Raw genomic sequence first — 15562 nt, 5'->3', positions numbered from 1 at the left:
GTGTATTTAATCCTAAATGGACAGCGTTTAGATCTTAAGCAGAAGATTTAAGCAAGAATTAAATATTCACGATATTAAACAATAGGAGTTTAAGTGCGACTTAAAAAGTTACTTGCAGCCCTATTTGCCGCAATGTTCTTAATGTCTGGAGCGCCCTCAGCTTTAGCCGCCAACGTTAGCAATGACGACGTTGGTGAGTATATGATAACCCTTACGAAATACATTGAAGTAGATGAGTCCACAGGTACCGCAAAGTTCGACACGGAAACCGCAAAGGCTGACGGGCTCTCTGAAGAGAGTATCCAAATCGGACAGGAGGTTAACAGGATTTATAGCCCGGAGAACGCAATCGCAACACGCTTAGCATTTGCTTTCCACGGAAACTGGTGCGGGCCGGGGCACAGTGGACCAGGTGCTCCTGTCGACAATTTGGATGAACTATGCAAACGCCATGATGAATGCTACGCTAGGACCGAACAGCACAAATGTGATGTTGAGTTAATGCATCAGCTTAAAATAAATTTTAAAAAGTTCTCTCTCACCAACAAGGCAAGGGCTCTTGCCATGACAGCTGTTTTCGCTAGTAAGTACGGCGCAGAGGAGTTAGCTCGATGGTTCAAAAAGTAAACAACGCTGGTGAAGCTACGGGCGCTAGCGCTTTGAAGCTGCGCCCCAACTGGAAGCCTTTTGGGTTTTCTGGTCATCCCATTTGCACGGCTGTATCATCCGTATTTTGTGTAGCTGGGCTTGTGTGTATTATAATGGGATTCATACTGCCCAATCTACTTCAACAGCCGCCTTTCGATTCGCAAGCCCAAGCCGGGTTTAATCAAGCCACTCTGCCATTCGGAATTCTCGGAATCATCTTTTCGATAATTTCTAAATCGTGGGCAACCCTAGTAATTTCTTTGCTAATATCGCTATTTATTCCAGCGCTATTAGTATACTGGGGATTTTCCGGAATTGCCTAGGTTTTCGTGGCCACATAATATTAAAATAAGTCACCCTAAATCCCCGTATATTTCATGTGATTACGAGGATTTTTCCCTAAGGGTCTGGGTTGATTTCGTAACGACGAAAAAGTCGTCTCGCCTGGAGCTTTTGTTCCAGGCGAGAATTTGTTTAATAACAGAAATTTAATTGTCTCGCATCTCTCGACTGCATTAAAAATCTACTTAACGAGAATGCGCCACCGAATCTGCGCTTCTGATTTCAAAATTTTAGTCATTTCAACCTTAAATTTGTATACAAATCGAGTTGATGTGAGCAAACATTAAACCAAAGCAACTTCTACAAATGACTTGATTTAGCTTCATCGGACAACTGAAGATATCTTACCTTCGAGGTGCCATATTCACCTTGCGCAAAGATTAATGATTTCCATCTAGCTGTTATAACGGTCTTATGCTTAGATCGCATTAAAACTCTGCGCAGGTTATGCACCCTCCCCCGGCACCTCACCATTATCAACCAGATCTGCCAGAGGAAGACGCACCTCAAATACCGTATCCCCCGGTTTGCTGGTGACCTCAATCGTGCCGTTATGAGCGCGCACAATCGCCTCGACAATGGACAGGCCGAGCCCTGAGGTACCTTCCAAGCCAGAGCGAGCCTTATCGGCTCGGGAGAACCGGTCGAACACGGTCCCCAAGAAGTCAGGATCGATGCCGGGACCGTTATCCACCACGCGCAGCACCGCGCTGCGCCCATCATCGGAAATCCCAAGGCTGCTCGAGACCAATGTGCCCGCCGGGGTGTGCTTGCGGGCATTAGACAGCAAATTCATGACGACCTGCGCCAACTGACTCGCATCACCCAGCACCATCACCGGATCATCCGGAACCGCAAGCTTCCACACGTGGTCCTGCCCCGAAACCTGAATATCGCACGCGTTTTCCACCAGAATCTCGCCCAAGTCGATCGGTTCAAGCCGTGGCGCCCGCCCCTCATCCAAACGGGCCAACAGCAATAAGTCCTCCACCAGGGCCGTCATGCGCCGCGACTGAGTATCCACCCGCGACAGAGCCTGCGCGCCTTGGTCCGATAACCGTTCGGTCAGCCGCAGCATGTCGGTATAGCCACGGATCGCAGTCAGCGGAGTCCTCAGCTCATGCGAAGCATCGCCCACGAAGCGACGCATTTTTTCTTCCGAACGCTGCCGCACAGTGAGCGCATTCTCGACGTTATCCAGCATCCGGTTCAGAGCCCGACCCACATCGCCGACCTCTGTTCCAGGCTGTGCCCACTCGTCGGGAACCCGAGAGTTCAACTCCACATCCCCCTCGTCCAGGCGGGCATCGGCCACCCGGGAAGCCAGCAGCGACACCTCTTCGAGCGGGCGCAGCGTCCGCCTGATCACCACTGTGCCAACCACCCCGATCACGATCAGGGCGAGCGCGGACACCAGCAGCAATGTAATATCCAGCCGCGCCAATGAACGTTGAATAGGTGCCAGCGGTAAGCCCGTCACGAGCGAACTGCCGTCAGGCAACGACTGGGCCATCACTCGGTAGTCACCAATCGGCAAGGACACGCTGACCGGTGCATCCCCCGGGGTGGCGGTCGCCAGCGGACTGACCTGGCTGAGAGTAAGGATTCGCCGGCCTCCCGACCGATCAATCCAAATGCATTCGGTGACGTGGCCGTCCACCGCGCGCGCAACCAAGGTGAATTCCGCTTGACCGGCGGCAAACCGGGGCGAGGCCAGTTCATCTTGGCCAGAGCCAGGAATAATCTGCAACGGGAACCCAATGCGGGTGAGGTTGTCCCCCGCCCGCACCGCAGCCCGCGACAATTGGTCATCCACCTGGCGAGTCAGCTGTTCATTCATGGACGCGTGGGTAATCGACCCCACGAGCACACACACCAGTGCCACCATCACCAACAGAAGCATGACCAAGTTCCGCCGCAATGGTGCACGCCGGTGCGCCACGACGATGCCACCCTCACCCATGTGGGTCATCCTCGCAGGATCCGCGGGCGTAGCGCGAGAACAACTGGCAGATGTGACGCGGCCAGGGTCGGGAGTTACTGTCATACGGGCTTTAAGACATATCCTGCGCCGCGCACCGTATGAATCATGGGCTCACGACCCACATCAATTTTCTTGCGCAGGTAGGAAATGTACAGTTCCACGATATTGGCCTGCCCTCCAAAGTCGTAGTCCCAGACCCGGTCGAGGATCTGCGCTTTGGACAGCACCCGCTGCGGGTTTTCCATCAGGTAGCGCAGAAGATCAAACTGGGTGGCGGTCAGGTGGATCAGATCTCCCCCACGGGTCACTTCCCGGGTATCCAAGTTCATCACTAAGTCGCCGACGACCAGCTCGTTTCCGGCCTGACTCACCACCCCTGAGCGGACCACCAGGCGGTGGAGTCTCAGCAACACCTCTTCCATGACAAAGGGCTTGGTCACGTAATCATCAGCCCCAGCGGCTAACCCTTCGATACGGTCCGCACTGGCATCCTTCGCGGTTAAGAACAGTGCCGGTACCTCGGGAAGGAAGGTACGGGTACGGGCCAGAACCTCCATGCCGTCAATACCCGGGAGCATTCGATCCAGCACCAACACGTCGGGCCGGAACTCCCGGGCCATGCGAACTGCTTCCAGACCATCGCCCACGCTGCGGGCATCCCACCCTGCCATGCGAAGGGGAAACGTGATCAGGTCCGCCAGAGTCGGCTCATCTTCGACGATCAGGGCACGCACCGGCGCACCATCGGGGTGTTCGAGATATGGAAGGGAACTAAGCGGTGCAGACGGTTGCGAACTCATACCGGGTCCTGTCCTCATGTCGACGGCGGATGTCTTCAGAGTAATCCCGGACACGAGGTGCATCAGCCTCGATACGGCAGGTCATAGCCCTTTACGCCCGGATGCACAGCCTACGCATAGGATCTGTGGGCGGCGATCACCTTCCGAGATTCGGTCGGCCTATATACCTGGCCGGATTATTGACCTGGACTATCGAATCGGCCTCCGATCCTCGTGACTGCCGCATGTGATCCGGGTGACGCCTCGCGGCGCTGCGGCGGGGGTTATGTCATTCTGGATTCAGCCCGGCTACGACCGGGATATCCCATCCGAGGAGACCACCCGATGTCCTTGTTCGGCCAGCCTTTCACCGCGAAATGTCTGAAGTCCGGGATCACCGTTGAGGTGCAGGAAGGTCAGTCACTTCTCCAAGCGCTGTTAGACGCGGGCATCCCCATGGACTACTCATGCGAGGGCGGCCTATGCGGAACCTGTATGGTGCCGTTGGTATCGGGCGATGTTGAGCACGCTGACGAGTTCCTGATGGACGATGAGCGCGAAAACAACATCATCACGTGTGTATCCCGAGGTAACGGCACAATCGAGATCGATATCTGAGCAGCCCACAGTCTGGCAACTGAACGCGCCGTCGCCCGTATAAGGGAGCTCGATAGACGAACAACGCCGAGGTAAGTCGTTACCATCTCGGTGAACTAAGAACACCCAGACAGAGCAATGCCGCGCAGGTGAGCCTGCGCGGCATTGCTCGTCGTGGTAATTACTTGCGGTGGTGATTGGTTGTCGTCACTGTGGTCGAGTTCGCGGTTACCGCCGTTCATGCATCGTGAACGACGTTGCGAGACCACCATGCGGAACCTATCCCCGTGGGGCTCCGAACACCCATCCGGCGATAAGCACGCCCACCGATGCGATGCTGTCCAGCACGCTGAGCACCAGTGGCATGGTCGGCCCGCCAATTAAGACGGCGAGCGCCAGAACGGTCGCGGTGATCAAGCAGAGACCAAAAAGAATGGGGCGGCCCGACACCGCGCGGCGCGATGAGGCACCCGGGTATCGAGACACGCGTTCAACGGTGCTGTGCGACACGGTCTGGATGCTCATGGTTTCCTCCTGCGATCCCAAAAACGATGTGATCGTCTGGGCGTTCACGGTGCCAATCTCAGCATTGTGAGATCCCATAGGCACGGGGCTCATTGTCCCGTAGGGTTTGGCCACCGGGTTCGGTTCCTTCTTGATGACATCTATCGTGGCCGAGTTCGACGCGTTAAAGCATCCGTCTGAGGGTCTAACCATCTACGACTCAGGGATGACATTGGCCGGTCATCACTGGCCTCATGGGTATTTCTCGCAACGACGCAATTCGCCGCGCGATGCGGCCCGGCCGTTAACTCCTCGTATCTAGACCAACCCAATCGCTATCCAGACTCCACCCCGCCACGAAGGGCATGATGACGCTACGTGCCAATGGATGGCGCAATGTTCCCGGGAGGTTCATATGACCGGACTCGACGAAGCCCCTATCATCAGCACTCCCCTAGGCGCTGTCCGTGGCTTGTGGCGCACTGACACCGACGGCTGCCGAATCGCCACGTTCCACGGCATTCCCTACGCTCAAGAACCGGTAGGCTCTCGGCGTTTTGCCGCCCCAGTAGCGCGTTCCCCGTGGAGCGGGGTGCGCGACTGCACGACACCCGGCGCCACACCTCAGCGGCGTGCTCAGCCAGTGAGCATTGTGCCAGAGCCGTGTGTCCCCGGTGAGGACACGTTAAACCTGACGGTCACGACGCCATTAGTCCAGTCAATGCCCAGCTTTGGCGAGAAGAAGCTACCGGTTCTGGTCTGGATCCATGGAGGCGGTTACACCGCCGGGTGTTCGTCGAGCCCTTGGTACGACGGCATATCGTTCGCCCGCGACGGCATCGTCACCGTCTCGGTGTCATATCGTCTGGGGTTCGAGGGTTTCGGGTGGCTGGATGATGCACCCGCTAACCGCGGTCTGCTCGATCAGATTGAAGCCCTGCGTTGGGTGCAGCGACACATCAGGTGCTTCGGTGGGGACCCGAACCGGGTCACTGTGGCCGGGCAATCGGCAGGTGGAGGCAGCGTGCTGGGGTTGCTCTCTTCGCCTGCTGCGAACGGTTTGTTTCATGCCGCGATCTGCCAGTCCGGGGCGATCAAACCGATCAGCGCAGACCGTGCCCGCGAGATCGGTCAAGAGGTGGCCACACGATGTGGTGTTCCCGCCACCTCTGAGGCGATGAGCTCTGTCGATGACGAGGTTCTGCTCACGGCCGTGGATGAGATCGGGGCCGCTGCTATGCGCCAGCAAGAACAGTTCCTTGCTCGTCCCGGAGCATCACCGGTGTCTTCCGTGTCATCCCTGGTCAGTTCGCTGTTTCACGGTGATGGGTTACTGGGGCTGATCATGCAGCCGGTTCTCGACGGGAAGGTTTTGGATCGTCCGATCGAAAGCGCGCTCGCGCAGCGCCAACAAGGTATTCCTCTGTTGATGGGGACAACATCCGGGGAACTGATGCCACTGGGTCAGCAGATCGTCGACAAGCTCATGCATGGTTCCGCGTTCCCTCAAGGAGCGGGATTCCCCAGTAGCGCAGCATCCCCCAGCGGCGCGGCGTCCCCCAAGGCCGCAGTGTCATCCGCCGGCGCAGTGCCCCCAGCTGCCGCAGCCGAACCAGACCTTTTTGCATTGATGTGCTCCATGCTGCGGGAGACCCCGTTCGGACCGTATGCCGAACCGTATGTGGCTCATTGCCTGCGTACAGCACAGCTGTCCGCACACCGGAGGACGACCGCCCCCATGGGACAGACATGGAACGCCGAGACGTCAGACACGTCCTTGACAGAGCCTGCGGTGGGATCTGCCCAAAGAACCGCCGAGGTGCAGGCAGCCGTTGGGGCCATGCTTGGACAGATTGCGACCGACGCCGGGTTCCGATTGCCCACCCTCGCATATGCCACGGCACGAGGATCACAATCGACCTGGATGTATGACATGCGGTATCCCGGGGTTACCGGCGCGGCGACGCACTGCGTGGAACTGCCATTTGTGTTCGATCTTCTCAATGCTCCCGGGGTCGATGCCGTATTGGGTGCCAATCCACCGCAGGCCCTTGCTGACCGGATGCACGGCGACTGGGTCCACTTCATTACGCAGCATCGCGGCACCTGGGATCCCTGGAATACCCAGGACCGCGCATGCATGGTGTATGACCGGGTGAGCGAAGCTGCGCCTGGTTACGAGATGGAAACCCTGCTCGGAACGCACCTGTCGTCTGAGGCGAGCGCCCAGCTGGTCAGCTAACCCAGCTGGTCAGCTAGCCCATCGCGGCACAGTCAGCGCCCCATCCACACATACCTGCCGGTCATGGCGAGGTTTCGGCGTCGGCGCGATCAGCATGCACAAGTGCCGTAAAAATACCTCCGGCCGCGAGCAGGTGATCGTACGTGCCACGTTCAGCAACCCGGCCTTTATCGAGTACCAGAATTTCGTCAGCGTCGCGGACGGTGGATAGCCGGTGCGCGATGGTGACCGTCGTGCGCCCCTCGGACAGCGCGGCAATAGCGCTGCTCATAGCCCGTTCCGTGGCAACATCCAAGGAACTGGTTGCTTCGTCGAGCAGGAGAATGGGCGGATCGCGCAGCACGGTGCGGGCAATCGCCAGGCGCTGTTTCTCACCACCGGAGAACCGATACCCTCGTTCACCGACCACCGTGTTGTATCCGTCTGGAAGAGATGCAATGTAGTCGTGGATCTGGGCGATGCGGCATGCCCTCTCCAGATCTTCGTCAGTGGCGTCGGGGCGTGCGAACCGTAGATTAGCCGCGATGGTGTCGTGCAAAAGATAAGTTTCCTGTGAGACCACGCCAATACAGTCCGCGAGTGAGGCAAAGGTCAGATCGCGCACGTCGTGGCCATCGATCATGATGCGGCCCTGGGTGGGGTCATACATGCGGGCCAGCAAATATCCGGTCGTGGTTTTGCCGGAGCCGGTTGCACCCACCAGCGCGATGCTGCCACCCGGGGGCACGTGGAGATCCAGTCCGCTCAGCGTGGGGGTTGCGCTTCCAGGGTAGGTAAATCCCACCCCCTCGCACCGCAGATCGCCGCGGACCTGACGCGCATCCAGGGCCAGGGCGTCGGGCTTTTCCCGCAGGGAGATAGGCACATCCAGATACTCAAAAACCCTCGTGAAGAGCGCGAGCGAAGCATTAATCTGCACCCCAACCCGCATCAGGTTATTCATCGGGCTAAAAAATGACATTTGCAGGGCAACAAATGCGACTAGGGTTCCGATCGTGACGTGTTTATCACCGCCGACCAGCAAATATCCGCCCAGCAAATAGGTCAGGGCAGGAATCAACGATAGCGACAAACCAGCCGCCGCCATCATCCATCGGCCCGACATTTCCGAGGCAATTTCTAACGTGGCGAGTGCGTGCGAACGGCCCGCGAAGTCATTAATTAGCGGTTCGGTGCGGCCCATCGTGCGACCCAAAAGAATGCCGGACACCGACAGCGACTCCTGCACACCGGAGGTCATCTCCGCCATTTTCTCTTGCCGACGTTTGGTAATGCTCCGGCGCCTTTTGCCAATTCTGCGATTGATAAACACCGCGATCGGAACCGTGATCAGCGAGAAAATTGTCAGACGCCAGTCCAACGCCAGCATCGCCACAATCGCCACCACAATGCCCGCAACAGCGGACACCACCTGGGTCATCACATTGGTGACAACCGCCTGCATGCCACCAATGTCGTTGGAGATGCGGGATTGCACCTCGCCTGTGCGCGTGCGCGTGAAAAATGCCAGGCTGAGCCGCTGTAAATGGGCATACACCGACACCCGCAGATCGTGCATCACGGCCTGTCCCACGGTTGTGGACAGCATCGACTGCACCACGGTGAGCGCTTGCGCAATCACCGCGACCCCGATCAGTCCGAGCACGCACCACAGCAGCAGGTGCAGGTTCTGGTGCGGTAGGGCGTCGTCCACAATTTCCCGGATCAGAAACGGTGACAGAACTCCAGCTGCCGCACCCACCGCGATCAGACCGACCACGAGGAGTAGTCGTGCACGGTAGGGAGCAAACAGCCGCAATATCCGCCGGTGATCGGGAATCTGCCCTTCTTCCAGCGGCGTATCTGGAAGTTGGAGGGTTGGTCGCATTACAGGCCCCGGTGGCGGGCCACTTTATGTTGCGCGGCTTGCGCGATGGGTCGGATGGTCACCAGGTCCAGGTTGATGTGATGCGGCAGGTTCACGCTGTAGGAGATCACGTCGGCGCAATCGTCAGCCGTCAGCGGTTTCTCCACACCGTCGTACACCTTATCGGCCGCAGCATGGTCGCCACCGAGGCGGACCAGAGAAAACTCCTCAGTGCGCACCATTCCGGGGGCAATTTCAATCACCCGGATCGGTTCCCCCGCAAGCTCTAGCCGAAGAGCGCCGGCGAGCATATGTTCTCCCGCTTTAGCGGCGCAATACCCGCCACCACCCTCATAGGCGAGCTGACCCGCCGTGGAGGACAAAACCACGATGTCGCCGCGCTCACTCGCCCGCAAGGCAGGGAGCAACGCCTGGGTCACCCGGGTGGCACCGAGAACGTTGGTTTCATACATGGTGCGCCACTGGTTTAAGTCACCGTGTTCAACCGGATCCATCCCAAGTGCGCCGCCTGCGATGTTAACCAGCGCATTCAAACGTCCGCCGAAGAGGTCACTCACGCGATGAGCCAGGGCCTCAACCGAGGCGTCATCGGTGACGTCAACGACCTGAACCTCGCATCCCGTCTCGCGGGCGAGCGTTGCAAGGCGGTCTTCACGGCGCGCCACCGCGAGCACCCTCCACCCGTCTTTCACCAGCCGTACCGCGCTCGCGCGTCCGATACCTGAGGATGCGCCGGTGACTACGGCGGTCAGCTGGTCGCTGTCGTCTCCCGGGGCCGTCTTCGCAGATCCAACCACTGACAGCGTCGCCGTGTGGTGGTCGCGAGCCGACGACGCCTGGTGGTTGCGGATCGAGGACACCGGATGGTCGCGGCGATCTGATCGCGTCCCCAATTCGGGGGCCGTTCTGAGGCGGGGAGTGGAACCGGGCCGATCAGCGGCGTTTCGTTGATCAGACGGGACCTGCTGGCGGGATTCAGAGTGGCTGCTCTCATTCATACCCCTTACTTTATGGCCGCCCTCTGACATCCCGATGGATATGTCCCAGCTCGAAATCCATCCCACCAATTTTGTCGCACCCCTTGTTTTATCCGGGTTAGTCCACTAAGTTTGAGCGAGTGTCTGCGTACTGGCATCTAGCCTCCGCGTCCTTCCGTCAGCACTCCACATATCGCCTCGCAACCGCCGCGGGGGCCACCACAAATATCGTCTTCGGGTTCATTCGCGCCTCCATTCTGCTCGCCGCTCTCGGAACAGCCGGAGGGGAAATAAACGGGTATAACGCTGCCCAGGCCATGACCTATGTCTGGCTCGGACAGGGGCTGATCGCCCCACTGGAAGTTTTTGGAACCAATCATCTGGCAACCCGGGTCAAATCCGGTGAGGTCGCAATGGACTTACTGCGTCCAGTGCATTTCCTCGGCATGTTTTACGCGCAAAAGCTTGGCCGCTCGGCGTTCCTGCTGATCAGCCGCGGACTACCGCCGATGCTGGTCGGCATGATCCTCACGGGCATCGCCCTACCAGAATCACCGTGGTCCTATCCGCTCGGCCTTTTATCCATCCTGCTCGCGGTGACAGTCACCTTCCTCGCCGATGCGATGGTGAACATGGCGGCATTTTGGGTGGTCGAAACCAGGGGTCTTAGCCGCCTGTACATCACAGTAATGAATCTATTGTCGGGCCACCTCGTACCGATTGCTTGGTTTCCGACGTGGATGTACACCATCGCATCCTTCACGCCGTTTCCATCAATGGTGCAAATTCCCATCGACACACTGTCCGGCCGAGTCAGCCCGATCGACAGCCTGACCGGCCTCGGGATTCAGGCGCTATGGGTTCTGGTCCTGGCAGGTGCCGCCCACTGGATGCTCCGCCTCGGTACCCGGTCTTTGGAGGTCCAAGGTGGTTGAGCTCAACCTGCGCCGCCGTCGCGATCCGCGTCCATCACATGATCGCCCCATTTCTTCGGTCCGGGCGGTGATGATGATCTACGCCGCGAGGCTTCGCGCTCAAACCTCGTATCGCGCAAGTTTTGCCGCCGATTCCTTGGCGCAAATTCTTCTCACCGCGGTGGAGTTCTTGGAACTGTGGATTATTCTGGGCCGCTCGCACACCCTTGGCGGCATGACATTTATTCAGGTGACCGCCGTCTTCGCGCTGGCGACCACCGCCATGGCGATTGCCGATCTCGCCGTGGGCCAAACTAGCCGCCTCGATCAGTACATTCACAGCGGTCAGCTGGAAACACTTCTTATCCGCCCATTCCCGCTATTACTACAAATGGCGACCATCGATCTTTCTCTAAAAAAGATCGGACGGTTGTTGACGAGCGCCACCTTGTATGTGACCGCGCTTGTGCTCGCCGATTTTTCACCCACCCCAGCCACCCTAGCCTTAGCAGTGGCCGCTCCTTTTATAGGCGCCGCCCTTTTTGGGGCACTCTTCGTCGTCGCAGGTGCGGCGCAATTTTGGCTGGTCAATGGCAGTGAGTTCACCGCCGCTTTCACCTACGGCGGACATTACGCCGCCCAGAACCCCGGCAGCGTGTTCTCGCTTCCTCTGCGGGCTCTATTCACCTTCGTGATTCCGTCAACCTTGACCGCATACGCACCCATACTAGTCATCTTGGATTTACCGGGTCCGCAGCTCATACCTCAGTGGAGCGGATGGATGGGTCTGCCCGCCGCCGTCGTGTTTTGGACCCTCGCGCTTCTCGCGTGGAGGGCGGGGATTCGGCGCTACACCGGTGCCGGAGGGTAAATGAGGCGACACTCCAGCCCCATGACAGCCCCGCCCCACCCCGTGACGGCCCCGCCCCACCACAGCCCAGCCCCAGGGAGAAGCTTTGACCACTGACCACAACCACCAGCCCGCTATCTCCATGCGTGACCTTCGGCGCGACTTTATAGTCCGTTCGCCACAGAAGGGCCGTAGACACCGCACAAAACATATTGTGCATGCGGTGCGCGATGTGTCATTAACTGTTGAGCACGGCGAATCAGTTGGTTTTGTCGGCGCAAATGGGGCGGGAAAATCCACCACCATCAAAATGATGACCGGCATTCTCGTGCCCTCCTCCGGGCAGGTCCGCACACTGGGACGTCAGCCTGTTCCCGAGCGAAAACATTTAGCCCGCGACATCGGAGTTGTGTTCGGCCAGCGTTCCAACCTGTTCTGGGACCTTCCCTTATCTGACTCGTTTCGTATCCTCGGCGCGATGCATCGGCTCACCGAACGCGAACGCACCACTCGCCTGGATTCTTTAATCGACCATCTGGATCTGGGGCCTTTTCTTCAACGTCCCGTGCGCCAGCTTTCACTCGGCCAGCGGATGCGCGGTGAAGTGGCCGCCGCCTTGTTACATTCACCGCGCCTGGTCATTCTCGATGAACCGACCATCGGACTGGACATGATCTCCAAAGAGAATTTGCGCCAGTTTCTTTCCACAGACCGTAAAGAACGCGGCACCACACTGTTTCTCACCACCCACGACATGTCCGATATTGAGCGCGTCTGCGAGCGTTTAGTGGTGGTCAGTTCCGGAACGATGGCCTACGACGGCGCCCTCAGTTCTTTCCGTCTTTCGCTAGGTATGCCCCGCGAGCTTGTACTGGACCTGGTGGATGCTCGTGCGCAACTCGACTTACCGCCACAGGCGCACAGTGCGTCGGTAGAGGCCGACGGACGCCGCCATCGCATCCGGTTTTCCGCCACCGAGATCACGGCCCCGGCCTTACTCGAAGTGATCAGCGCCCAAGCACAGATTGCTGACCTCGCAATGAGTGAGCCCGACATTGAAGATTTGGTGCGGGACATATACCTCACGAAGGCCCGGTCCTAGCGTGAGCTTGCACTGAACGTCACGCCTCGTCGACTTCAATGCGTACCCCTTGGAATGGAAGAATGGAGCCCATGACCGATACCGCGCCGACCTCCATCCCCGACAAGCCCAGCCTCGACGGACTTGAGGCCAAGTGGGGTGGGGCATGGGAGAGCTCCCAGATCTACGCCTTTAATCGTGAGACCACCCGTGAGCAGGTGTTCTCGATTGATACTCCCCCGCCAACCGCGTCAGGTTCCTTGCATATCGGCCATGTGTTCGCCTATTCGCAGGTCGACATGATCGCCCGCTACCAGCGGATGCGCGGCCAGAATGTTTTTTATCCTCTGGGGTGGGATGACAACGGTCTGCCAACTGAGCGGCGCGTGCAAAACTATTTCGGGGTGCGGTGCGATCCTTCACTGCCGTATGAAGAGAACTTCGTTCCCCCGCATGAAGGGGGCGACGCCAAGTCAGCTAAAGCCGCCAACCAGAAACCAATTTCCCGCCGCAACTTCATTGAGCTGTGCGAACGCCTCACCGCCGAGGATGAAAAGGTTTTTGAACACGTCTTTCGCACCCTCGGATTGTCGGTCGACTGGCATCAGACCTACCAGACGATTAATGACCGCGCCCGGGCCACGAGCCAAAAAGCCTTCCTTCAGCATCTGCGTGACGGGCACGCCTATCAGGCCGAAGCCCCTACGCAGTGGGATGTCACCTATCGGACCGCGGTAGCGCAGGCTGAGCAGGAAGACCGTGATCGCGACGGCGCCTATCATCGGATCGGCTTTACCCGTCCTGACGGCGAGAAGGTGTTTATTGAAACCACTCGCCCAGAGTTACTTCCGGCGTGTGTGGCCCTGGTAGCCCACCCCGACGATGAGCGGTACCAGAGCCTGTTCGGGACGACCGTCACCTCACCGTTATTCGGGGTTGAGGTTCCGGTTCATCCTCACCCTTTGGCGCAGGCCGATAAGGGTGCTGGCATCGCCATGATCTGCACTTTCGGTGATGCCACGGACGTGATCTGGTGGCGCGAGCTGAACCTGCCGACCCGGTGCGTAATTGGCCGTGATGGCCGTTTCGTGCCCGAGGCGCCATGGATCACGTCAGATGAAGGGCAGGCCCGTTACGCGGAGCTGGCTGGCCTCACCGTATTCAGTGCCCAAAAGCGGGTCGTGGAGATGGTGACCGAGTCGGGCGATCTGGTCGGGGAACCACGCCGGATTTCCCACCCGGTGAAGTTCTATGAAAACGGCGATAAGCCGCTCGAATACGTCACCAGCCGCCAGTGGTATGTTGCCAATGGGGGCCGGGACAATTCTGAGAACGGGCTGCGTTCCACTCTTATTCAACGCGGTCAGGAACTCACCTGGTACCCGCCGTTTATGGAGTCGCGGTATCGCAACTGGGTTGAAGGCCTGTCTGGGGACTGGCTGGTTTCGCGTCAGCGATTCTTCGGTGTACCGATCCCCATCTGGTATGCGGTCGATGAGAGCGGCGCTGTCGATTACGACCGGTTGCTCACTCCCGCGTTCGAGGATCTCCCCATCGACCCGACCATTGATGTGCCGGCGGGTTACACCGAAGACCAGCGCGGCCAGGCCGGTGGATTCGTGGCCGACCCTGACATCCTCGACACCTGGGCGACGAGTTCACTCACCCCGGAGCTGGTCGGCGGCTGGCTAGATGATTCGGATCTGTTCGACAAGATTTTCCCGATGGATCTGCGACCTCAGGGCCACGACATCATCCGTACCTGGCTGTTTTCGACCATTGCCCGGTCCGAGTTGCTTTTCGGCCGCTTGCCGTGGACTGCCGCTTCTATTAACGGGTGGATCCTCGACCCCGACCGCAAGAAGATGTCGAAGTCCAAGGGCAATGTGGTCACCCCGCTCGGCCTGCTTGAACAGTACGGCTCGGATGGCGTGCGCTACTGGGCAGGCCGCGCCCGCCAGGGTGTGGATACCGCGTTCAACGAGGCGCAGATGAAGATCGGTCGTCGCCTCGCCATTAAGTTACTGAACGCCTCTAAATTCGCGCTGGGATTCGGCAGTGCGTCGCCAGATCCCGCTGGGGTCCTTGCCGCCGACCCCGCCCATGTCACCGAAGCGACTGACCGCTCTATGCTTGCGGCTCTCGGCACGGTGGTGGCGTCGGCGACCACCGCGTTTGACGCGATGGATTACGCGCGGGCGCTCGAAATTATTGAGCCTTTCTTCTGGACGTTCTGCGATGACTACATCGAACTCGTTAAGGAACGCGCACACGGGCAGCACGATGAGGACGGCGCTGCGTCGGCCCGGGCTGCTCTGGCGATTGCACTGGATGTTCAACTGCGACTGTTCGCACCGTTCCAGCCGTTCGTGACCGACGAGGTGTGGTCGTGGTGGCGCGAGGGCAGCGTCCATACCCAGGCGTGGCCGCATGCGGAACCTTTGGCTGCGGCTGCGGCCGGACAGTCTGAGACTCTTCTGTCCACCCTGTCCGATGCTGTGGTGCACGTGCGCAAAGTAAAGTCGGACGCCAAGGTCTCTCAGAAGACCCCGATTCTGCACGCCCAGATGACTGTTCCCACGGACCTGGTGCCCGCCGTTGAGTCTGCGCGGTCAGACGTGATGTCGCTTGGGCGGATGGAGGATCTGCGGATTGTTGCGGGTGAAACCATAGCTCTGGCTGAAGTTGAGCTCGGCGAACCGCCCGCTAAACCAGCACGGTAATCGCGCATTTATCGAGTTGGACTGGCCCGCACCGCGATGGTGCGGGCCAGTCCT

General features: G+C 58.9%; 12 protein-coding genes. 7 read left to right on the top strand and 5 right to left on the bottom strand.

From position 1 onward, the window contains the following. The first annotated feature begins 93 nt into the window (after positions 1-93). On the top strand, positions 94-627 hold the full coding sequence (locus BN1724_RS11650) for a phospholipase A2 family protein (RefSeq protein ID WP_058235498.1): 534 nt from the start codon (positions 94-96) through the stop codon (positions 625-627). Positions 628-1435: 808 nt separating this feature from the next. On the opposite strand, the gene BN1724_RS11645 is transcribed toward BN1724_RS11650, so the two are convergent. Beyond that, positions 1436-2953, bottom strand: a complete 1518-nt coding sequence (locus tag BN1724_RS11645) for a sensor histidine kinase (protein ID WP_058235497.1) — start codon at positions 2951-2953, stop codon at positions 1436-1438. Between the two features lie 80 nt (positions 2954-3033). Then, complete coding sequence (locus BN1724_RS11640) at positions 3034-3774, bottom strand: response regulator transcription factor (RefSeq protein WP_058235496.1); 741 nt, start codon at positions 3772-3774, stop codon at positions 3034-3036. 324 nt (positions 3775-4098) lie between these two features. Between BN1724_RS11640 and BN1724_RS11635 the strand changes: the two genes are divergently transcribed. Continuing rightward, on the top strand, positions 4099-4371 hold the full coding sequence (locus BN1724_RS11635; protein WP_058235495.1) for a 2Fe-2S iron-sulfur cluster-binding protein: 273 nt from the start codon (positions 4099-4101) through the stop codon (positions 4369-4371). A 258-nt stretch (positions 4372-4629) separates the two neighbouring features. On the opposite strand, the gene BN1724_RS11630 is transcribed toward BN1724_RS11635, so the two are convergent. Next, complete coding sequence (locus tag BN1724_RS11630; protein ID WP_157085882.1) at positions 4630-4875, bottom strand: hypothetical protein; 246 nt, start codon at positions 4873-4875, stop codon at positions 4630-4632. 394 nt (positions 4876-5269) lie between these two features. Here BN1724_RS11630 and BN1724_RS11625 point away from each other — a divergent pair, with 394 nt between their 5' ends. Then, positions 5270-7096, top strand: a complete 1827-nt coding sequence (locus BN1724_RS11625; protein ID WP_058235493.1) for a carboxylesterase/lipase family protein — start codon at positions 5270-5272, stop codon at positions 7094-7096. 61 nt (positions 7097-7157) lie between these two features. Here BN1724_RS11625 and BN1724_RS11620 read toward each other — a convergent pair whose 3' ends face one another. Further along, positions 7158-8963 (bottom strand): ABC transporter ATP-binding protein, encoded by a 1806-nt coding sequence (locus BN1724_RS11620; RefSeq protein WP_058235492.1) that lies wholly within the window; start codon positions 8961-8963, stop codon positions 7158-7160. Next, positions 8963-9760 carry an SDR family oxidoreductase gene (locus BN1724_RS11615; RefSeq protein WP_231928297.1) on the bottom strand — a complete coding sequence of 266 codons (798 nt, stop codon included), beginning with the start codon at positions 9758-9760 and terminating at the stop codon, positions 8963-8965. The genes BN1724_RS11620 and BN1724_RS11615 overlap by 1 nt, the downstream gene beginning before the upstream one ends. Positions 9761-10080: 320 nt before the next feature. On the opposite strand from BN1724_RS11615, the gene BN1724_RS11610 reads away from it, so the two are divergent. The 4 genes from BN1724_RS11610 (at position 10081) to valS (ending at position 15508) form a co-directional block, all read left to right on the top strand. Continuing rightward, positions 10081-10875 carry an ABC transporter permease gene (locus BN1724_RS11610; protein ID WP_058235491.1) on the top strand — a complete coding sequence of 265 codons (795 nt, stop codon included), beginning with the start codon at positions 10081-10083 and terminating at the stop codon, positions 10873-10875. After that, positions 10868-11725 carry an ABC transporter permease gene (locus BN1724_RS11605; protein ID WP_231928244.1) on the top strand — a complete coding sequence of 286 codons (858 nt, stop codon included), beginning with the start codon at positions 10868-10870 and terminating at the stop codon, positions 11723-11725. Before BN1724_RS11610 ends, BN1724_RS11605 begins: the two co-directional genes overlap by 8 nt. A 121-nt stretch (positions 11726-11846) precedes the next feature. Further along, positions 11847-12806, top strand: a complete 960-nt coding sequence (locus BN1724_RS11600) for an ABC transporter ATP-binding protein (protein WP_058236001.1) — start codon at positions 11847-11849, stop codon at positions 12804-12806. Positions 12807-12877: 71 nt separating this feature from the next. Beyond that, positions 12878-15508, top strand: a complete 2631-nt coding sequence (gene valS, locus BN1724_RS11595) for a valine--tRNA ligase (RefSeq protein ID WP_058235490.1) — start codon at positions 12878-12880, stop codon at positions 15506-15508. The last annotated feature ends 54 nt before the right edge of the window (positions 15509-15562 follow it).

It is taken from the genome of Devriesea agamarum, from assembly GCF_900070355.1.
In the GTDB taxonomy this organism is placed as follows: domain Bacteria; phylum Actinomycetota; class Actinomycetes; order Actinomycetales; family Dermabacteraceae; genus Devriesea; species Devriesea agamarum.
This window is presented reverse-complemented; position numbering and strand designations above follow the sequence as displayed.